The organism is Comamonas sp. UBA7840 (assembly GCF_002501455.1).
In the GTDB taxonomy this organism is placed as follows: domain Bacteria; phylum Pseudomonadota; class Gammaproteobacteria; order Burkholderiales; family Burkholderiaceae_C; genus Comamonas; species Comamonas jiangduensis.
In genome coordinates, this window is the sequence record NZ_DLTI01000022.1 from 101,845 (window position 1) to 120,259 (window position 18,415).

The following is an 18,415-nucleotide window of genomic DNA, read 5'->3' on the forward strand; positions in this document are numbered from 1 at the left end:
CCCCCACTTACACCGCCTGCGCCTGCTTCCAGCGCTGCCAGCCCTTGGCGCGCAGATCGCACGCGGGGCAGGTGCCGCAGCCATAGCCCCAGTCGTGCAGCACATCGCGCGTGCCTTCGTAGCAGGTGTGGGTGTCTTGCACGATCAGCTGCACCAGCGCCTCGCCCCCCAACGCATGGGCCATCTGCCACGTGGCGGCCTTGTCAATCCACATCAGCGGCGTGGCAATGCGCAGGCGGCGCTCCAAACCCAGGTTCAGCGCCAGCTGCATGGCTTTCATGGTGTCGTCGCGGCAATCCGGGTAGCCTGAAAAATCCGTTTCACACACGCCGGTCACAATCACTTGCAGCCCGCGGCGGTACGCCAGCGCCCCCGCCAGCGTCAAAAACAGCAGATTGCGCCCCGGCACAAAGGTGTTGGGCAAGCCATCGGCCTGCATGGCAAAGGCCACATCATCGGTCAGCGAAGAACCGCCAATTTGCTTGAGCACATCCAGGCTCAGCACATGGTCGTCCCCCAGCTTGGGCGCCCACTGCGGAAAATCTGCACGGATTTTTTCCAGCACGCGCAGGCGCTGCGTCATCTCCACGCTATGGCGCTGGCCGTAGTCAAAACCCAAGGTTTCTACGCGCTCGTACTGAGCGAGCGCATGGGCCAGGCAGGTGGTGGAATCTTGTCCACCCGAAAACATCACAAGTGCGGTCGTATGCATGGGCGAAATTACAGCACGCTCGCGCACACCCCCTGCGCACTTGGGGCATGCACCGCCCCGCTGCCCGCCTATTTGAACTGCTGGCGCAAAAACGGCTTGTGGCGACCAATGTGCTCCAACTGTGCAGGTGCCACCGAGCCGCCCAAGTCTTCGCCCTCATTGTTCAATACATCGGTGGCATACGTCAGGGCCTGCTTGACCACATCCTCTTCACTCACGCCCTGTTTGGCCGCCAAGTCCATGGCCATCCGGCGCATGGCGCGCTGGCCCAGCATCCACATGGCGGCGTAGGCATCCCAGGCGGCAGCATTTTTTTTGAGCTTGTCGTGCTCGGCCAAGATGTCTTTGAGCGGCATGGCCAGCACCGCTTGCAGATCTTTCATCTGCGCCTGCATGGCCTCCCACTGCGCCTCACGCTCCAGTGCAGCCGCTGCCGCCTGGGCCTGCGCATCCGGCGCCTCAGGCACGAGCACGCTGCCGTCGGGGTTCAGCTGGGCAATGGTCAAAGAAGCAAGCAGGGACATGGCAGCACGCACAAACAAAACAATAAGGGGGCAACTCTAGCAACAAAGCCCATTCCCTCGCACACGCCTCTACACTTGCTGGCATGAAGATTTACCAGGTCGGCGGCGCCGTGCGCGACCGCCTGTTGCAGCGCCCTTTTCATGACACCGATTGGGTGGTTGTGGGCGCCACCCCCGAAGACATGACAGCCCAAGGCTTTACGCCTGTGGGCAAAGACTTCCCCGTGTTCTTGCACCCCAAAACCCACGAGGAATACGCACTGGCGCGCACCGAGCGCAAAAGCGGCGTGGGCTACCGCGGCTTTGTGGTGCATACCTCGCCCGACGTCACACTCGAAGAAGACTTGGCCCGGCGCGACTTGACCATCAATGCCATAGCAGCCCCCGCAGACTGGACGGGCGTTGGAGCCATATTTGACCCTTATAACGGCCAAGCGGATTTGCAAGCCAAACTGCTGCGCCATGTGACCGATGCGTTCCGCGAAGACCCGGTGCGCATCCTGCGCGTGGCCCGCTTTGCGGCGCGTTTTGAGGACTTCAGCGTCGCCCCCGAAACGCTGCAACTGATGCGCGAGATGGTGCAAGCTGGCGAGACCGACCACCTGGTGCCCGAGCGCGTGTGGCAGGAAATCTGCCGCGGGCTGATGGAAGCCCAACCCTCACGCATGTTTGAGGTGCTGCGCAACTGCGGTGCCTTGCAAGTCATCCTGCCCGAGCTCAACCGCCTGTGGGGCGTGCCGCAGCGCCCCGAGTACCACCCCGAGGTGGACTCCGGTGTGCACGCCATGCTGGTGCTGGACATGGCCGCGCAGTTGCATGCACCGCTGACGGTACGTTTTGCCTGCCTGTGCCATGACTTTGGCAAAGGCACCACGCCCGCCGATGTGCTGCCGCGCCACATTGGCCATGAGCAGCGCAGCGCCCGGCTGCTCCAAGCAGTCTGCGACCGCTGGCGCGTGCCCAACGACTGCAAAGAGCTGGCCGACGTGGTGGCGCGCGAGCACGGCAACATCCACCGCAGCAGCGATCTGAACGCCGCCGCCGTGATGCGCCTGCTGGAGCGCTGCGACGCCATCCGTAAACCCGAGCGCTTTACTGAAGCATTGCTGGCCTGCGAATGCGACGCACGGGGCCGTAAGGGCCTACAAACCCAGCCCTACCCCCAGCGTCTGCGCCTACAGGCCGCGCTGGACGCCGCGCTGGCGGTCAACACAGCGCCGATTGCCCAAGCCGCCGCCCAGCAAGGCCTCCAAGGCAAAGCGATTGGCGAAGCCGTCACCGCCGCACGCACGCAGGCCGTGGCACAGGCTTTGGCGGCTATGTAAGCCAATACGCTACGGGGTTTCCAGCAAGGGAAAACCGCTAAACGCAGCCTCTGGAACAAGGCGGAATATGTACAGGTCGGGCGCCACTTTGCAGCGCGTGCCCACACCCACCCATCCCTGTTTGCTTTGTTCTGGAGGTTTTCCCATGGCCTATGCACTTCCCGGTCAGTCCGGCGCGCTACACACCTACCAAAAGCGTTATGACCACTACATCGGTGGTCAGTGGGTGGCCCCCAGCGAGGGGCAGTATTTCGACGTCACCACACCCATTACCGGCAAGGTCTACACCCAGGCTGCACGCGGCACCGCCGCCGACATTGAAAAAGCGCTGGACGCCGCCCACGCCTCTGCCGATGCCTGGGGCAAAACCAGCCCCACCGAACGCAGCAATATCTTGCTGCAGATTGCCGACCGTATTGACGCCAACAAAGAGCTGCTGGCCTATGTGGAAACGGTGGACAACGGCAAAGCCATCCGCGAAACGCTGAACGCAGATATTCCGCTCGCCGCCGACCACTTTCGCTACTTTGCGGGGGCCATCCGCACGCAGGAAGGCGGCATCAGCCAGATCGACAACGACACCGTGGCCTACCACTTCCATGAGCCGCTGGGCGTGGTGGGGCAGATCATTCCGTGGAACTTCCCCATCCTAATGGCAGCGTGGAAGCTGGCCCCTGCACTGGCCGCAGGCAACTGCGTGGTGCTCAAACCTGCCGAGCAAACGCCCATCTCAATCTTGGTGCTCATGGGCATCATTGGTGATTTGTTGCCACCGGGTGTGCTCAACATCGTCAACGGCTTTGGCCGTGAGGCGGGCATGCCGCTGGCGCAAAGCAAGCGGATTGCCAAGATTGCCTTCACCGGCTCCACCAGCACGGGCCGCGTGATTGCCCAGGCCGCCGCCAACAGCCTGATTCCGGCCACGCTGGAGCTGGGCGGCAAGTCGCCCAACATCTTCTTTGCCGATGTGATGGACCAGGACGACAGCTTTCTGGACAAGGCCATTGAAGGCCTGGTGCTGTTTGCCTTCAATCAGGGCGAAGTCTGCACCTGCCCATCACGGGCGCTGATTCACGAGTCCATCTACGACAAGTTCATGGAACGGGTGCTCAAGCGCGTGGCCGCTATCAAGCATGCCGACCCGCTGGACCCCAGCTCCATGATGGGCGCGCAGGCCAGCAAGGAGCAACTGACCAAAATCCTCTCTTACCTCGATCTGGGCAAACAAGAGGGTGCCGAAGTGCTGATTGGCGGCGCGCAGGCCCAACTGGGCGGTGCGCTGGAAGGGGGCTACTACGTGCAGCCCACCATCTTCAAAGGCCACAACAAAATGCGCATTTTCCAGGAAGAAATCTTTGGACCCGTGCTGGCCGTGACCACCTTCAAAACCGAAGCCGAAGCACTGGAGCTGGCCAATGACACGCTTTATGGCCTGGGCGCGGGCGTCTGGAGCCGCAACGGCAACGTGGCCTACCGCATGGGGCGCGGCATCAAGGCGGGGCGCGTGTGGACCAACTGCTACCACCACTACCCCGCGCACGCAGCGTTTGGCGGCTACAAGGAATCGGGCGTGGGGCGTGAGAACCACAAGATGATGCTCAACCACTACCAGCAGACCAAGAACTTGCTGGTGAGCTACTCCGAATCCAAACTGGGGTTCTTCTAAACGGTGGGTGTAGCACCCCGCAGGCGAGGTGCTACACCGGCCAACCGAACCAACTCCCATCCTAAAAATTGCAATAAAAACAGCCACTAGCGCTTACCCATCAAGCGCTAGCAGCTATCTTTTTCAACAAGGAGCACCCATGGTTGATCGCGTCATTGCCACGCCCGCCACCTTGGCGCTGATTGAGGTGCTCAAGGCCAAATACGGGCGCCATTTGTTCTTCCACCAATCCGGCGGTTGCTGCGACAACAGCGCCGCCAACTGCTACATCGAGGGCGAGCTGACCATTGGCCCGGGTGATGTGAAGCTGGGCGAGATCGGTGGTCTGCCCTTTTACATGAGCACCTCGCAGTTTGAGTACTGGAAGCACACGCAACTCATCATCGATGTGATTGACGGCCACGGCGGCGGCACGCTGTCACTGGAGGGGCCCGAAGGCAAAGCCTTCCTCACACGCTCGCGGGTGTTCAGCGATGAAGAGTTGCGCGCCCTGCGCACGCCCTAAGCACGGCGACGCCGCCCCACCACCAGACAAAGCCCGCTTTGCCGCCTTCCATGCCGATGAGCGAGGTTCCCATGCATGCAACGAGCTTTCACTACTATGCCGTCGCGATTCCGGTCTTTCTGCTGCTGCTCGCCGCTGCCTGCACCATCGGTAGTTTTTTTCTGCGCGCACACCGCTATTTGCTGCGGCAAGCAAGCAGCTACGCGCTGGTGACGTTGGCCTTCGCCACAGACATTTTCGGCGGCACCAACCCTGGTTTTTTTGTCGCCGCAGGCGCAGCAAGCCTGTATTTGCTAGCAGCGGTATACGCTGCACGTGCCATTGCAATACGCATGGGCCGCACCGTACAGTCCTATGCCGTGTGGACCATCGGCCTGCTGATGCTGGGCGGCATCGCCTGGTACACCCTCCACACCCCTGACCCGGTCGCGCGCAGGGCCATCGTTGCGCTCTCCATGGCCATGGTGCTGTACCTGGTTGTGCCAGGCGTTTGGAGGGCACCGCAACGCCATACCGCCGATCGCATTGCTGTGACCCTGTTTACGCTGGCCACACTGCTGATGTGGATGCGCCCTGTGGGGCTGCTCACAGCCACGCCAGCGCCGCTGGGCCCACTCACCGAGATCACCTTTTTGCGGGTCAATCTGTTGGTGCTGCTCGCCGTCATTGCGATGTATACCGCAGCACTGATCGCCTGCGCTTTGGCGGACTCCACGGCCAAGCTGCGCGCAGAGCGGGACCATGATGGCCTAACCAACCTGATCAACCGCCGGGCCTTTGAAGAAGTTTGCACCCCCACGCCCTACGCCAGAGGATTTCGTGTGCTGGTGATGTGCGATCTGGATCATTTCAAAGGCATCAATGACCAGTGCGGCCATGCCGCCGGGGATGAGGTGCTGCGCCAGTTTGGCCACATTTTGCAAAGCTTGGTCCGAGAGGCAGACGTCACCGCGCGACTAGGCGGCGATGAATTTGTGCTGGCGCTCAAGGACACCACTATTGAGCAAGCCCAAAAACTGATAGCCCGCATTCAAGCCCACATGGCTGGCACCTGTTGGTGCCCGCCCGAGCCCCAACGGCAAGTGACAGCCAGCTTTGGCATAGTACGACTGCGCGCCCAGGAGCGCCTTCAAGAGACGCTGCAGCGTGCCGATCAACTGATGTATCTGGCCAAAAAAACTGGCCGCAACTGTCTGCAGGTGGAAGGAGAACCCACCATCAACCCAGACGCTGCACTCACCACTGCCTGAGGCCACCAAGGCAGCACCCGCCCCCTAAAGGACGGAGTAACCACCCTCCTGGGCTAGGATGAAGCCTGTTTGCTTTCTCGCAGTTTGTGCTGCTTTTGCGCCATGCATTACTTCAACCAAGCCGCTGGCGGCCTCATGCCAGACCGTGCCTTGCACGCCATCACAGCACACTTGCAGCGTGAGCAGCACGCAGGCCCTTACGCCGCAGCGCAGCAGGCACAGCCGCAGTTGCAGGCGCTGTACGCTCAGTTGGCCGCACTGCTGCACTGCCAGCCGGAAGACATTGCACTGACCACCGGCAACACCCACGGCTGGTGCGCGGTTGTGGGGGCGCTGGCGCTGCAACACGGCGACCGTGTGCTGGTTGCCCCCGGCGAATGGGGTGGCAACTACGCCATGCTGCTGCAGTTGCAAGATCGCACCGGCTGTGTGCTGGAAACCATGCCCTGCACGCCCGATGGCGCCATCAATCTGGCCGCGCTGGAAGCCATGCTGGATGAGCGGGTGCGCCTCATCGCGCTGACATGGGTGCCAGCTCATGGCAGCACCATCTATGACGCCGTGGCGGTGGGCCAACTGTGTGCCCGCCACCGCATCACCTATGTGGTGGATGCGGCGCAGGCGCTAGGACACATTCCGGTGGATGTGCAGGCGCTGCACTGCGACGCGCTGACGGCCCCCGGACGCAAATGGCTGTGCGGCCCCCGAGGCACCGGCTTGGTGTACCTCAAGCCCGGCTTTGCCGCCCAACTGCAGCCCATGACCGTGGACCACGTCTCTTGCCCCATCACCGCTGCAGGCCCCGCATTGCGCCACGATGCCCGTGTGCTGGAGCAGTCCGAGTCCTCCATCGCACTCAAACTGGGTTGGCTCGCCGCCTTGGAGGAGGCTGCTGCCACAGGCTGGACCGAGCGCTTTGCCACGATTGCCCAGCGTGCCAGCCAGCTGCGTAGCGCCTTGGCAGCGGTGCCCGGCGTCACCCTCCGCCACCTGCCTTCAGCGCCCGCTGATTGCGCCATTGTGGCGTTCACGGTGCAAGGATGGACGCCCGCGCAAGTACAGCAAGCCCTGCTGCGCCACAACATTCAGGTTGCCGCCAGCGGCATGGGCTTTGCGCCACTGGATATGCAAGCCCGGGGCTTAGACGCCGTGGTGCGAGCCTCGGTGGCGTGGCACACCACAGCTGCGGATATCACCGCGCTATTGCATGCCATAAAATCAATTCCAACGCAGTCTGCGCAAGCGTCTGCAGCTATCATTTAAAAACCTCGGCAGTACTGCAGTTGCCACACGCGCCTTACACCACCGACTGCACCCAGCGCACAATTTCGCCCGCCGGCAAAGCACCGGAAATACGGGCGACTTCCTTGCCGCCGTCAAAAACAATCATGGTGGGAATGCTGCGGATGCCGTAGGGTGCTGCGGCTTGGGGGTGAGCTTCGGTATCCAGTTTGGCCAAACGCACCTGGGGAGAGAGTTGCTGCGCAGCCTGTGCAAAAGCCGGTGCCATCATGCGGCAAGGGCCACACCACGGCGCCCAAAAGTCCACCACCACGGGGATATGGCTGCGGCCCACATGCTTGGCAAAGCTGTCTGCATCCAACTGCACGGGCTCGCCCGTGAACAGGGCTTGGTGGCAGCTGCCACAGTGGGGATCGCTGCCCATCGCAGCTTGGGCTACGCGGTTGGTTTTGTGGCAATGAGGGCACACGATGTGCAGGGGGTCCATAACGGTCATGGCAGCTCCAGGGCTTGTGCAAAACCTACACATGGTGACGGCGCACCGTTTTGCAAGCCGCCATCCCACGCCGCATGCGGTTGAAGGTTAGATGCAAAATATGCTCCCAACGCTTATCCATAAAGCGCTAGAAGCTATACATTTACATCAAAACAGCCAAGCCACCAGCTTGATAGTACTGAAGAGCAGCACCGTCACCAGCACCGCGCTGGCAAAGGGTATGAACACCTCACGCCCCAGCAGGCGGAAGGTGAAATCGCCCGGCAGCCGCCCCAGCCCCACTTTGCGCAAGATGCCCGACGTGCTGTTGACCAGCACCAGCAGGATAAAGATCAGCAGCATCCAGCGGATCATGCAGGGGGCTCCGTGGCTTAGAGACGGTGTGTGCGGTCGCCGCGCACAAAGCCCAGGGCATCCCAAGGCTCCACGCCCTTGGCAAAGCCAATCACTTTGAACAGCTCGCCCATCTCGTGCTCCAGCATCAGCTTCATGGCGCTGGGGCGTTCGGTAGCGCTCATCGCATCGAGCTTGGCTTGCAGACCGCAGTTGATGAGAAAGTGCGCTTGCGTGGTGTAGCCCAGCACCTCCATGCCAGCGTCCTGGGCCGCCACGGCGGTGCCCGTGAAGTTAACGTGGGCGGTGATGTCTTTGAGACCCACTTTGTCCAGCGGATTGCTGTCGACCTGGTGCTGGTAGTGGCAGACCATGGTGCCCATGTGGCGCTGCGGGTGGTAATACTCGCCTTCACCAAAGCCGTAGTCGATAAAGAAAGCCGCGCCGCACTGCAAACGCTCACCCAGCGTGCGAATAAACGCTTCGCCTTGGGGGTGAATCTCGGTTTCGTAGTCGTGCTCGCCCTCCACTTCCAGCGGCGGGCGCAAGTCGGTGGGGCGGTTGGCCCAGACCAGCTCCCCCTCTTCCACGGCAATCCCGCGCTCGTACCATTGGCGATTGACGCGGGCGATGATGTGCACGGGCATGGCATCCAGCACCTCGTTGCCAATCACCACGCCTTGCATGTGCGCGGGCAGTTCACTGGCCCACATCACCTTGGGGGCGTGCGCGACCAAACGCGCTTGCTGGCGTGCGCGCAGCGTGCCCGACAGATCGACGATGGTGTAACGCTCAATGGCCACGCCCAGGCGCTGCAGTTCATCCAGCACCTGCAAGGCCAGAGCGCCCGTGCCTGCGCCAAACTCCCAGACTTCATGGGTGCCCGTCTGGGCCAAGGCCTCGGCCACCTGTGCGGCCAGCAGTTGGCCAAAGGCAGGCGACAGCTCGGGGGCCGTCACAAAATCGCTGCCAGAATCGGGCATGAAACCAAACTTGGCCGTGTCATTGGCGTAGTAACCCAGCCCCGGCGTGTACAAGGCCAAGGCCATGAATTGGTCAAAACCTATCCATCCACCCGCTTGGGCAATGGCCTTGTCGATATGCAAACGCAATGCGTTCGTTAAAATTGTGGGTTCTGTCATGACCCCTGCATTGTCACCCCAGCGGAGCGCGCTGCGTGCCAAAACGGCGCAAGCCGCAGTACACAGGAGGTTGTTGACGGTGCCCTCCCACCAAGATTGATACGCAAATTGCCAGAAGATGCAGGCCTGCCAGCGGCGCTCTGGGCACCCACTATGTCATCGGTTACCACCGGTCAACGCACGATTTCGCTCTCAGGGCTGCGCTTGAACGCACGCCTGGGCATTCTTGACTTCGAGCGTGAGGCAGCCCAACCCATTCAGGTCGATGCCGAGCTGAACATGGGTGTGCAGCCCCTGTTGCCCGCCAGCGATGATATTGCCCAGGTGCTGGACTACCGACTGGCGCGCAACGCCATCATCGACACGTGCACTGCCGGTCATACCGACCTGCTGGAGCGCCTGACCGGTGTGCTGGCGCAAAACCTGATGGCACTGCCCGGCGTGCTGGGCGTGCGTGTGAAGATTGCCAAGTTAGAGATTTTTGACGACTGCGAAGTAGCCATTCGCGTCGAAACCGGACAATGGTGAACCCCATGAATGCTGTGACCGAAAACCCCTGGATGGCCGAAGAAGCCGTTGCCGAAAACCCCGCAGCAGATGCTGCTGCCGAGGCCAAGCCCGGCAAGATCAAGATCGAGCGCGAGCAGATCAAGCTGGAAAAGCGCCTGTGCCGCGAAGTCGGCCGTGCGGTCATGGACTTCAACATGATCGAAGAAGGCGACAAGATCATGGTCTGCATGTCCGGCGGCAAGGACAGCTACACCCTGCTGGACATCCTGCGCAAGCTGCAAAAACGTGCGCCCGTGAAGTTCGAGATCGTGGCTGTGAACCTGGACCAGAAGCAGCCTGGCTTTCCTGACCACATCCTGCCCGAGTACTTCCAGTCCATCGGCGTGGACTATCACATCGAAACGCAAGACACATACTCGGTGGTCAAACGCGTGATTCCAGAGGGCAAGACCACCTGTGGCCTGTGCTCGCGCCTGCGCCGTGCCATTTTGTACTCGGTGGCCGACCGCCTGGGTTGCACCAAGGTAGCGCTGGGCCACCACCGCGACGACATCGTGCAGACGCTGATGCTGAACATGTTCTACGGCGGCCGCATGAAGGGCATGCCGCCCAAGCTGGTGTCGGACGATGGCAAGCACGTGGTGATTCGCCCCCTGTGCTATGTGCCCGAAAAGGACACCGCACGCTGGGCGCAGTACCAGAACTTCCCCATCATTCCTTGCAACCTGTGCGGCAGCCAGGACGGCCTGCAGCGCGTGGCCGTGGGCGACATGCTGCGCGAGTGGGACAAGAAGTTCCCCGGCCGCATCGAGAGCATGTTCCGCGCCATGGGCAACATCGTGACCACGCACATGATGGACCCCCAGTTGCACAACTTCAAGGACGCCAAGGCCACCGGCATTGCCGACCCGAACGGAGACATGGCGTTTGACCATGAAGAGCTGCCCACCGCCCCCACCCTGCCCGGTGGCGTGCAAGTGGTTCAAATTGGCTAAATCCGCTGCCATGCTCTAGGCACTGCGCCACTGAGCCACTACTCCAGCCCCGCCCGTGCCAAGGCGGGGCTTTTTTTATGCAAAAACCGGCTTTGAGCACACGGCCTGCATGCACCCGGAACTTGCTCGGTGTATCGTTGATCTGACGTTCAGGCAAAGAACAACCATGAACGAGGAGTACCTCCCATGAACCACCTCCCCCCATCTCGTCGCTGGACCTGCGCTGCACTGATTGCCGGCGCGGCATTGTTAGCGGGCTGTGCCAGCGGCCCCCGTGAGATCACCTCCAGCGTCCAAAGCTACTCCAGCATGGCGGGCATCACCCTGCCAGCCACCTACCGCATGGAACTGTTGCCGTCCCAAAGCCAGCAGCAAAGCTTTGCCAAGGTGGAGGCTGCCGCAGAAAAAGCCCTGCAGCGCGTGGGCCTAACGCGCGATCCACGCCCTGACCTGGCCCGCTTGGTCGTGCAAGTTGGCGCCAACGCCAGCCAAGGCCGCGCCTACCACCCTGCATATGACGACTGGTTCTACGGCCCACGCTTCGGCTTTGGCATGGGCTGGGGCGGCCCCCGCGTCGGAATGGGCATGCAATGGATGGATACCCCGCCCATGGTGTATTACCGAGGCGTCAAGCTGGTGCTGCGCGACCAGCAAAGCCAGAAAATCGTCTACGAAACGTCGGCCACCTACGATGAAGTGTGGATGGACGACAACGTGATCTGGAACATCTTGTTCGATGCCGCACTGAGCGACTTCCCCCATCCCCCGCAGGGCAGCCGCACCGTGCGCACCACGCTTACCCCGTTGGCTACCAAGTCTCCCAACGCCCCCGCTGGCGCAACCCCAAGCACGGCAACGCCAGCCGTGACGGCGCCTGCACCCGTGAACCGCTGAACGTATAGCACTGCCACATTGGCAACGCTTGCAGCGTGGTTCGATAAAAAACAGGCCTTGGATGCCTGTTTTTTTATATGTGCTCCAACCGAGGCTATGGCCACCGGCCATCCGCACGCCGCTCCATGCGCAGCCCCCCCCGTAGGCGCCCCGGGAAGGCACTGCCCTACGCAGCTTTGTCCCCTCATACAAGCCCCCACCACCGCCCACTTTTCAAATGGCTACATGCGCCCACAGCCCTGCGGCCGCACTGCGTGGTAACTTGCGTGCATTGCAATCCTTTTTGGGAGTGAGCTATGAAACATTGGATACGCAGCATCGCCCTGGGCACCGCTTGGTGCGCAGCTGCCTGGACAGCCCAAGCCGCCAACTGGGGCGACACCTTGCGCCAGCAAGCCACGCAGTTCGGCGGCAGCGGCACCCCCGCCGAAAGCAGCGGCAGCACATCGGCCTTGAGCGGCCTGCTGGGCAGCGGTAGTGGCGGCGCGGCTGGAGGGCTACTGTCTTCGCTGGGCGTGCCGGCGTCGGGCTCGGCCGGCAATGCGGCAGGTGTGATCACCTATTGCCTGAAAAACAACTACCTGAACCCCAACAAGGCCGAACAGGTGAAAGCCCAGCTGCTGGGCAAACTGGGCATGGGCACGCAGCAGCAACAGGCGCCCAAAGACCCGGGCTATATGCAGGGCCTGGGCGGCATGATTACCGGCAGCAACGGGCAAACATTCAGCATGGACAAGCTCCAAGGCGACCTCAAGGAAAAAGCCTGCGACTTTGTGCTGGACAACGCCAAATCTTTGCTTTGACGCGTTCGATGCGTCTCACGCATTCAATACGCAAACCATAGCTGCCAGCGCTTGCTACATCAGCGCTAAATGCCAAAAAGGCTTGCAATCGCTGCTGGCCTTTTTTCTGCCTTGCAGCAGCGCCATACCCCTGCGCTTGACCTTCCCATGATGTCAAGGATTAGGCTAGCTTCCATTCCTTCTCCTCGAGATACAGGTTCTGCGTATGAATGCCCCCACTCCAGCATCTCCTTCCGCCACTGCGGCCCTCAGCCTGCCCGTGCAAGGCATGAGCTGTGCCAGCTGCGTGGGCCGGGTCGAAAAAGCCGTGCGCAAAGTACAGGGCGTGGCCGAGGTCAGTGTCAACCTGGCCACCGAACGCATCCACATCCAGCCTGCGGGCAAGCTCGACATGGCCGCCGTGGTTCAAGCGATTGAAAAAGCCGGCTACGAGGTGCCCAGCCAGACCATCGAGCTGGCCGTCGAGGGCATGACCTGCGCCAGCTGCGTCGGCCGGGTGGAGCGTGCCCTGAAAAAAGTGCCCGGCGTGACAGCGGCCCAGGTGAACTTGGCCACCGAGCGCGCCACGGTGCAAGGCAGTGCCACGCTGGAGGCCCTGCTGGCCGCGCTGGACAAGGCCGGCTACACCGGCCAACCCATCGACACCCAGGCCGCGCGGGCGCAAGCCGAGGCCCAGGCCGCGCACAAGGAAGCCGAATACGCCGCGCTGCAGCGCGACTTCACCCTGGCCACGGTGCTGGCGCTGCCGGTGTTTGTGCTGGAGATGGGCTCGCACCTGATCCCCGGCATGCACCACTGGGTGGCGGGCACCATCGGCCTGCAAAACAGCTGGTATCTGCAGTGTGTGCTGACCGCGCTGGTGCTGTTGATTCCCGGGCGGCGCTTTTACACCAAGGGGCTACCCGCGCTGCTGCGCGGCGGGCCAGACATGAATTCGCTGGTCGCCGTGGGCACGCTGGCGGCGTTCAGCTATTCAGTGGTTGCCACCTTCCTGCCCAGCCTGCTGCCCGCCGGCACGGTGAACGTGTACTTCGAGGCCGCCGCCGTCATCGTCGCGCTGATCCTGCTGGGCCGCATGCTGGAGGCCCGCGCCAAGGGCCGTACCTCGCAGGCCATCCAGCGGCTCATCGGCCTGCAGCCGCAGACGGCGCGCGTGCAGCGCGACGGGCAGTGGGTGGAGCTGCCGGCCGCCGACGTGCAGACTGGCGACCTCATCCAGGTGCGCCCCGGCGAGCGCGTGCCCGTGGACGGCACGGTGCTGGACGGCCAGAGCTATGTGGACGAATCCATGATCACCGGCGAGCCCGTGCCCGTCGCCAAAACCATCGATGACCGCGTGGTGGGCGGCACCGTCAACCAGACTGGTGCCTTCACCCTGCGCGCCACGGCCGTGGGCAGTGCCAGCGTGCTGGCGCAGATCATCCGGCTGGTGGAGCAGGCACAGAGCGGCAAACTGCCCATCCAGGCCGTGGTGGACAAGGTCACGCTCTGGTTCGTGCCCGCCGTGATGGCCGCCGCCGTGCTCACCTTCCTGGTGTGGCTGGTGTTCGGCCCCGCGCCGGCGCTGAGCTTTGCGCTGGTCAATGCCGTGGCCGTGCTCATCATCGCCTGCCCCTGCGCCATGGGCCTGGCCACCCCCACCTCCATCATGGTGGGTACCGGACGGGGCGCCGAGCTGGGCGTGCTGTTCCGCCAGGGTGAGGCGCTGCAGCTGCTGAAGAACACCCAGGCCGTGGCAGTAGACAAAACCGGCACCCTGACCGAAGGCCACCCCGCGCTGACCGACCTGGAAGTGGCCGAGGGCTTTGACCGCGCCCAGGTGCTGGCGCTGACCGCGGCCGCCGAATCGCGCTCCGAGCACCCGATTGCCCGTGCCATCGTGCAAGCCGCCGAGCACGAGCAGCTGACCGTGCCCGCCCTCAGCGACTTTGCCTCCATCACCGGCATGGGCGTGCGCGCCACGGCCCTGGGCCAGCGCGTGGAGGTCGGTGCCGACCGCTTCATGCACGCCCTGGGGCTGGACGTGGCGCGCTTCGCCCCCACGGCGGCGCGCCTGGGCAGCGAAGGCAAATCGCCGCTGTACGTGGCAATCGATGGGCAACTGGCCGCCATCATCGCCGTGGCCGACCCCATCAAGCCCAGCACGCCCGGCGCGATTGCCGCCCTGCATGCCCTGGGACTGAAGGTCATCATGATCACCGGCGACAACGCCCGCACCGCGCAGGCGATTGCCGCGCGCCTGGGCATTGACGAAGTGGTGGCCGAGGTGCTGCCCGAAGGCAAGGTGACCACGCTGCAGCAGCTGCAGGCCACGCACGGCCATGTCGCCTTTGTCGGCGATGGCATCAACGACGCCCCCGCGCTGGCCGCTGCCGATGTCGGCATCGCGATCGGCACCGGCACCGACGTGGCCGTGGAAGCCGCCGACGTGGTGCTGATGTCTGGCAACCTGCAGGGCGTGCCGAATGCGATTGCGCTGTCCAAGGCCACCATGGGCAATATCCGGCAGAACCTGTTCTGGGCCTTTGCCTACAACACGGCGCTGATCCCCGTGGCCGCCGGCGCGCTCTATCCCGCGTATGGTGTCCTGCTGTCGCCGATTTTTGCGGCCGGAGCCATGGCGCTGTCGAGTGTGTTTGTGCTGGGCAATGCCTTGCGCTTGCGCAGCTTTAAGGCGCCGATGGCAGAGGCTGCGGCCTGATCGATTGCGACCATCCCGTCTTTGACGGCAGAGGCCGGGAGTTCGTCCCGGCGGCCGAGTGACTTTCTGGGTGCGCCCAGAAAGTCACCAAAGATGCGCTGTACCAGCGCGCCGCTCAAACATCCACGGCGAGTCAGGAGATGGATGCAGACCTGTCTCGCAGCAGCGCTGCGGCAGGTCTGCCGTAGTGCCAGCGCTGTGCCACATGTTCCCAACCATCGGTGCACTGTGAAAATTTTCGGAGAAAGCCTATGAACATCGGAGAAGCGGCCAAGGCCTCGGGCGTGTCGGCCAAGATGATTCGCTATTACGAGTCGGTGGGGCTGATTCCGCCCATCCACCGCACCGAGTCCGGCTACCGCGCGTACAGCGAGTCGGATGTGCACATGCTGCGCTTCATCCGCCGCGCACGCGATCTGGGGTTTGCGGTGGCGGAGATTCACGACCTGCTGGACCTGTGGCGGGACCGCAGCCGGAAAAGCGCGGACGTGAAGCGCGTGGCGCTGCAGCACATCCAGGACCTGCAGCGGCGCATCCAGGAGCTGCAGCAGATGTCCGACACCCTGCAGGCGCTGACCGCCTGCTGCGCGGGCGATGAACGGCCCGACTGCCCGATTTTGCAAGGGCTGGAGACGGCCGACCTCTGCGCACCACATCCACCAACCCGCGGCAATGCAAACCGCACGGACAGCGCACAACCTGCAGACGGTGCAACTTGCTGCCCACCCAAGCAGCATTAGCCATGGGCTGCGCTGCGGTCCAACGTCCTCTGCCATCCACAAAAAAAGGCCATGCACCAACGCACATGGCCTTTTTATTGCGCGGAGGCAGCGCTTACAGCACCTGCGCAGGGTAGCCCGCCTCTTCCAGCGCCGCCACCACCGCAGCCTGCGGGGCCGTGGTCTGCACCTGCACCGTGTGGGTGGGAATGTCCACCGTCATCTGCGCGGCGGCATCCACGGATTGGATTGCCTTGGTGACGCTGCGGGCGCAGCCGCCGCAGGTCATGCTGTCAATCTGAAATTGCATGGTTCCACTCCTTGTGTCTAGGGAATGCAGACAGCGTAAGCATTGACATGGTGGCAAGGTCAAGCGGTTCCATGCATGCATCTCAGCTATCAATCCAAGAGCTTTCAGCGCTTGCTGCACCTGCGCTAAGTGCCAAAAACACCTTAAACCCCTGCCACAAATTTTTTCTGCAGACTGCCTCAGCTTCGGCAACCCATGCAGGCATTTTTCAGGCACTTTCCAGCTGCTTGACCTTGCAGCGACTTCAAGCTTCATGCTGGCAACTTTCTAACTGTCCCCCTACCCGGAGTGATGCATGCACGCCTTGGAACACAAAATCCCCCCGCCACTGGTCGCTACCGCTTGCGCCCTGCTGATGTGGGGCATCGCGCAGTACAGCCCCATCGTGGCACTGGCTGCGCCGCTGCGCTGGGGCGTGGCCTTGCTGGCGCTGCTTACCGGCGCAGCGTTTTGTGTGGCGGGGGTGTGGTCTTTTCGGCAGGCGCACACCACGGTCAACCCCTTAAAGCCAGACACCGCTTCCAGCCTCGTGCGCACGGGCGTGTACCGCTATTCGCGCAACCCCATGTATGTGGGGTTTGCCTTGCTGCTGCTGGCCTGGGCCTGCTACCTGGCCGCGCCGTGGGCCTTGCTGGGCGTGCTGGCCTTTGTGCTGTACATCCAGCGCTTTCAGATTGCCCCCGAAGAGCGCGCACTGGCGCAAATTTTTGGTGACGGGTTTCAGCGCTATCGCGCGCAGGTGCGCCGCTGGCTGTAAAGCACAGGGGCACGGTGCGCCCTCAGCCCTTGGCAGCAGAAAAAATAGCAGCCAGCGCTTGCCGACAAGCGCTGGCGCATGAAAAGGCTTACAAACCAGCTTGTCATCTTGCGCACCCGTCCGCTGCAAAAACCGCACTTCAGCCCCGCAGCAAACCACTGCCCCCCCTGCTTTTGTCACACGCTGCGCCGCACCTGCGGCATGCGCCGCCGCCCGGCCATCCCAGCAAGCAGCAGGCCCCACACCAAAGCGCTACATTCACGCTCTATGTCTGCCCAGCGCCCCGCTTATTTGCTTCCCATACTGGCCATTTTTGGCTCCATCGTGTTCTTGTGCACTGGCACGTCGTGGGCCAAAAACGCCCTCTTCCCCGAAGTGGGCGCACAAGGCACCACCGCGCTGCGGCTGGGCTTTTCGGCCACGCTCATGCTGCTGTTCTGGCGCCCCTGGCGCACCCCGATTGCGCGCCAAGACCTGCGCTCGATTGCGCTGTACGGCGCCACGCTGGGCATCATGTGCCTGTCGTTTTACCTGGCACTGCGCACCCTGCCGTTTGGCATTGCCGTGGCGATTGAATTTGCCGGCCCCTTGAGTGTGGCCGTGTGGTCATCGCGCCGGCCGCTGGACTATGGGTGGATTGCGCTGGCCGTGATCGGTCTGGGCCTGCTGCTGCCCCTGGGCCATGACGTGCACACGCTCGACCCCGCAGGCATTGCCTACGCCAGCATCGGCGCCATCGGCTGGGCCTGCTACATCGTCTTTGGCAAGCGCGTGGGTCACCTGCCCATCAGCATTACCGCCCCCTTAGGTGCGGCGGTGGCCGCCCTAGTAGTCGTGCCCGTGGGCGTGGCGCATGCAGGTGCCGCGCTGCTGTCGCCCAGCGTGCTGCTGACCGGCCTGGGCGTTGCCCTGATCTCCAGCGCCATCCCGATCTCGCTGGAGCTGTTCGCCCTAAAGCACCTGCCCAAGCACGTCTTCGGCACCATGACCAGCATGGAACCCGCCGTGGCCGCGCTCTTGGCCCTGGTGTTTTTGGGCGAGGTGCTGAGCTTCACGCAATGCGTGGCGGTTGGCCTGATCATGACCGCCTCCATGGGCTGCGCCTTGACGGCCCAGGCGCGGCGGGTGAAGCCAGCGCCCGCGGTGGCGGAGGCTGCTTGATCTAAAAACGTAGCTGGTGGCGCTTGATACGTCAGCGTTAGCGGCATAAAAGGCTTGAAACCTTGTTGGGGGTCTCAGGCCTTTTTTCTTTTTTACGACTTGCTTTGTTTTAAGACAGGAGCCGGTAGTCGACCGGCGGCGACCCGATTTCTTTTGTCTTGCCAAAAGAAACCGGGGAAAGAAAACGCGCGCCTTGCAGGCGGCTATCCGGCGGAACTCGCTGCGCGCTTACAGCGCTTCGCTCAAACAGCCGCCGGAGATTGGATTTTTAAATCTTGGCACGCGCGACGCTTACGCGCGCGTGGGGTGGGGACGTTAGCGCTCTGCAACCTATCGCGGCTATCGGCCACAAGCCGTCATTCCATCATTG

19 protein-coding genes are annotated in these 18,415 nt (G+C 62.8%); 13 read left to right on the forward strand and 6 right to left on the reverse strand.

Annotated elements, in window-relative coordinates; genetic code table 11:
* Positions 1 to 7: 7 nt before the first annotated feature.
* Entirely contained in the window at positions 8 to 712 is a 705-nt protein-coding gene (gene queC, locus B3R00_RS07575; protein ID WP_286998425.1) for a 7-cyano-7-deazaguanine synthase QueC, read from the reverse strand.
* A 68-nt stretch (positions 713 to 780) separates the two neighbouring features.
* The gene (locus B3R00_RS07580) at positions 781 to 1,236 is read right to left on the reverse strand and encodes a hypothetical protein (protein ID WP_286998427.1); all 456 of its coding nucleotides are present in this window, start codon (positions 1,234 to 1,236) and stop codon (positions 781 to 783) included.
* Between the two features lie 83 nt (positions 1,237 to 1,319).
* On the opposite strand from B3R00_RS07580, the gene B3R00_RS07585 reads away from it, so the two are divergent.
* The 5 genes from B3R00_RS07585 to B3R00_RS07605 all read left to right on the forward strand — a co-directional run bounded on the left by B3R00_RS07585 (position 1,320) and on the right by B3R00_RS07605 (position 7,245).
* Positions 1,320 to 2,561, forward strand: coding sequence for a multifunctional CCA addition/repair protein (locus tag B3R00_RS07585; protein WP_286998429.1), 1,242 nt, complete (start codon positions 1,320 to 1,322; stop codon positions 2,559 to 2,561).
* A 145-nt stretch (positions 2,562 to 2,706) separates the two neighbouring features.
* Positions 2,707 to 4,227 (forward strand): aldehyde dehydrogenase family protein, encoded by a 1,521-nt coding sequence (locus B3R00_RS07590; protein ID WP_286998430.1) that lies wholly within the window; start codon positions 2,707 to 2,709, stop codon positions 4,225 to 4,227.
* A 139-nt stretch (positions 4,228 to 4,366) separates the two neighbouring features.
* On the forward strand, positions 4,367 to 4,732 hold the full coding sequence (locus B3R00_RS07595) for a DUF779 domain-containing protein (RefSeq protein WP_286998431.1): 366 nt from the start codon (positions 4,367 to 4,369) through the stop codon (positions 4,730 to 4,732).
* A 71-nt stretch (positions 4,733 to 4,803) separates the two neighbouring features.
* Entirely contained in the window at positions 4,804 to 5,982 is a 1,179-nt protein-coding gene (locus tag B3R00_RS07600; RefSeq protein WP_286998432.1) for a GGDEF domain-containing protein, read from the forward strand.
* A gap of 102 nt (positions 5,983 to 6,084) precedes the next feature.
* Complete coding sequence (locus tag B3R00_RS07605) at positions 6,085 to 7,245, forward strand: aminotransferase class V-fold PLP-dependent enzyme (RefSeq protein ID WP_286998434.1); 1,161 nt, start codon at positions 6,085 to 6,087, stop codon at positions 7,243 to 7,245.
* A gap of 34 nt (positions 7,246 to 7,279) precedes the next feature.
* On the opposite strand, the gene trxC is transcribed toward B3R00_RS07605, so the two are convergent.
* From trxC to B3R00_RS07620, 3 genes are all read right to left on the reverse strand, one after another.
* Positions 7,280 to 7,720, reverse strand: coding sequence for a thioredoxin TrxC (trxC, locus tag B3R00_RS07610; protein WP_286998436.1), 441 nt, complete (start codon positions 7,718 to 7,720; stop codon positions 7,280 to 7,282).
* A 147-nt stretch (positions 7,721 to 7,867) separates the two neighbouring features.
* Complete coding sequence (locus tag B3R00_RS07615; protein ID WP_174862422.1) at positions 7,868 to 8,074, reverse strand: DUF2905 family protein; 207 nt, start codon at positions 8,072 to 8,074, stop codon at positions 7,868 to 7,870.
* Between the two features lie 17 nt (positions 8,075 to 8,091).
* The gene (locus B3R00_RS07620) at positions 8,092 to 9,102 is read right to left on the reverse strand and encodes a class I SAM-dependent methyltransferase (protein ID WP_312425268.1); all 1,011 of its coding nucleotides are present in this window, start codon (positions 9,100 to 9,102) and stop codon (positions 8,092 to 8,094) included.
* A 246-nt stretch (positions 9,103 to 9,348) separates the two neighbouring features.
* On the opposite strand from B3R00_RS07620, the gene B3R00_RS07625 reads away from it, so the two are divergent.
* From B3R00_RS07625 to cueR, 6 genes are all read left to right on the forward strand, one after another.
* Positions 9,349 to 9,723 (forward strand): dihydroneopterin aldolase, encoded by a 375-nt coding sequence (locus B3R00_RS07625; protein ID WP_045267681.1) that lies wholly within the window; start codon positions 9,349 to 9,351, stop codon positions 9,721 to 9,723.
* 5 nt (positions 9,724 to 9,728) lie between these two features.
* Positions 9,729 to 10,700: a tRNA 2-thiocytidine(32) synthetase TtcA gene (ttcA, locus tag B3R00_RS07630; RefSeq protein WP_376747613.1), complete on the forward strand. Its 972-nt coding sequence runs from the start codon at positions 9,729 to 9,731 to the stop codon at positions 10,698 to 10,700.
* Positions 10,701 to 10,886: 186 nt separating this feature from the next.
* Positions 10,887 to 11,594 (forward strand): DUF4136 domain-containing protein, encoded by a 708-nt coding sequence (locus B3R00_RS07635; protein ID WP_286998440.1) that lies wholly within the window; start codon positions 10,887 to 10,889, stop codon positions 11,592 to 11,594.
* Positions 11,595 to 11,890: 296 nt separating this feature from the next.
* Positions 11,891 to 12,397 carry a DUF2501 domain-containing protein gene (locus B3R00_RS07640; RefSeq protein ID WP_286998442.1) on the forward strand — a complete coding sequence of 169 codons (507 nt, stop codon included), beginning with the start codon at positions 11,891 to 11,893 and terminating at the stop codon, positions 12,395 to 12,397.
* Positions 12,398 to 12,602: 205 nt separating this feature from the next.
* Positions 12,603 to 15,098, forward strand: coding sequence for a heavy metal translocating P-type ATPase (locus B3R00_RS07645; protein WP_286998444.1), 2,496 nt, complete (start codon positions 12,603 to 12,605; stop codon positions 15,096 to 15,098).
* Positions 15,099 to 15,349: 251 nt separating this feature from the next.
* Complete coding sequence (cueR, locus tag B3R00_RS07650; protein WP_286998446.1) at positions 15,350 to 15,838, forward strand: Cu(I)-responsive transcriptional regulator; 489 nt, start codon at positions 15,350 to 15,352, stop codon at positions 15,836 to 15,838.
* A gap of 94 nt (positions 15,839 to 15,932) precedes the next feature.
* Here the strand turns inward: cueR and B3R00_RS07655 are convergent, their stop codons facing one another.
* The gene (locus B3R00_RS07655) at positions 15,933 to 16,127 is read right to left on the reverse strand and encodes a heavy-metal-associated domain-containing protein (protein WP_286998447.1); all 195 of its coding nucleotides are present in this window, start codon (positions 16,125 to 16,127) and stop codon (positions 15,933 to 15,935) included.
* 295 nt (positions 16,128 to 16,422) lie between these two features.
* On the opposite strand from B3R00_RS07655, the gene B3R00_RS07660 reads away from it, so the two are divergent.
* Together B3R00_RS07660 and B3R00_RS07665 are read left to right on the forward strand one after the other, a co-directional pair.
* Entirely contained in the window at positions 16,423 to 16,884 is a 462-nt protein-coding gene (locus B3R00_RS07660) for a methyltransferase family protein (RefSeq protein WP_286998448.1), read from the forward strand.
* Positions 16,885 to 17,151: 267 nt separating this feature from the next.
* Positions 17,152 to 18,045 (forward strand): EamA family transporter, encoded by an 894-nt coding sequence (locus B3R00_RS07665; protein ID WP_286998449.1) that lies wholly within the window; start codon positions 17,152 to 17,154, stop codon positions 18,043 to 18,045.
* The last annotated feature ends 370 nt before the right edge of the window (positions 18,046 to 18,415 follow it).

Bases quoted from the DNA above. Each gene is read 5' to 3' on its own strand.
- queC (WP_286998425.1), bottom strand. From the start codon at position 712: ATGCATACGACCGCACTTGTGATGTTTTCGGGTGGACAAGATTCCACC.
- B3R00_RS07580 (WP_286998427.1), bottom strand. From the start codon at position 1,236: ATGTCCCTGCTTGCTTCTTTGACCATTGCCCAGCTGAACCCCGACGGC.
- B3R00_RS07585 (WP_286998429.1), top strand. From the start codon at position 1,320: ATGAAGATTTACCAGGTCGGCGGCGCCGTGCGCGACCGCCTGTTGCAG.
- B3R00_RS07590 (WP_286998430.1), top strand. From the start codon at position 2,707: ATGGCCTATGCACTTCCCGGTCAGTCCGGCGCGCTACACACCTACCAA.
- B3R00_RS07595 (WP_286998431.1), top strand. From the start codon at position 4,367: ATGGTTGATCGCGTCATTGCCACGCCCGCCACCTTGGCGCTGATTGAG.
- B3R00_RS07600 (WP_286998432.1), top strand. From the start codon at position 4,804: ATGCATGCAACGAGCTTTCACTACTATGCCGTCGCGATTCCGGTCTTT.
- B3R00_RS07605 (WP_286998434.1), top strand. From the start codon at position 6,085: ATGCATTACTTCAACCAAGCCGCTGGCGGCCTCATGCCAGACCGTGCC.
- trxC (WP_286998436.1), bottom strand. From the start codon at position 7,720: ATGACCGTTATGGACCCCCTGCACATCGTGTGCCCTCATTGCCACAAA.
- B3R00_RS07615 (WP_174862422.1), bottom strand. From the start codon at position 8,074: ATGATCCGCTGGATGCTGCTGATCTTTATCCTGCTGGTGCTGGTCAAC.
- B3R00_RS07620 (WP_312425268.1), bottom strand. From the start codon at position 9,102: ATGGCCTTGGCCTTGTACACGCCGGGGCTGGGTTACTACGCCAATGAC.
- B3R00_RS07625 (WP_045267681.1), top strand. From the start codon at position 9,349: ATGTCATCGGTTACCACCGGTCAACGCACGATTTCGCTCTCAGGGCTG.
- ttcA (WP_376747613.1), top strand. From the start codon at position 9,729: ATGAATGCTGTGACCGAAAACCCCTGGATGGCCGAAGAAGCCGTTGCC.
- B3R00_RS07635 (WP_286998440.1), top strand. From the start codon at position 10,887: ATGAACCACCTCCCCCCATCTCGTCGCTGGACCTGCGCTGCACTGATT.
- B3R00_RS07640 (WP_286998442.1), top strand. From the start codon at position 11,891: ATGAAACATTGGATACGCAGCATCGCCCTGGGCACCGCTTGGTGCGCA.
- B3R00_RS07645 (WP_286998444.1), top strand. From the start codon at position 12,603: ATGAATGCCCCCACTCCAGCATCTCCTTCCGCCACTGCGGCCCTCAGC.
- cueR (WP_286998446.1), top strand. From the start codon at position 15,350: ATGAACATCGGAGAAGCGGCCAAGGCCTCGGGCGTGTCGGCCAAGATG.
- B3R00_RS07655 (WP_286998447.1), bottom strand. From the start codon at position 16,127: ATGCAATTTCAGATTGACAGCATGACCTGCGGCGGCTGCGCCCGCAGC.
- B3R00_RS07660 (WP_286998448.1), top strand. From the start codon at position 16,423: ATGCACGCCTTGGAACACAAAATCCCCCCGCCACTGGTCGCTACCGCT.
- B3R00_RS07665 (WP_286998449.1), top strand. From the start codon at position 17,152: ATGTCTGCCCAGCGCCCCGCTTATTTGCTTCCCATACTGGCCATTTTT.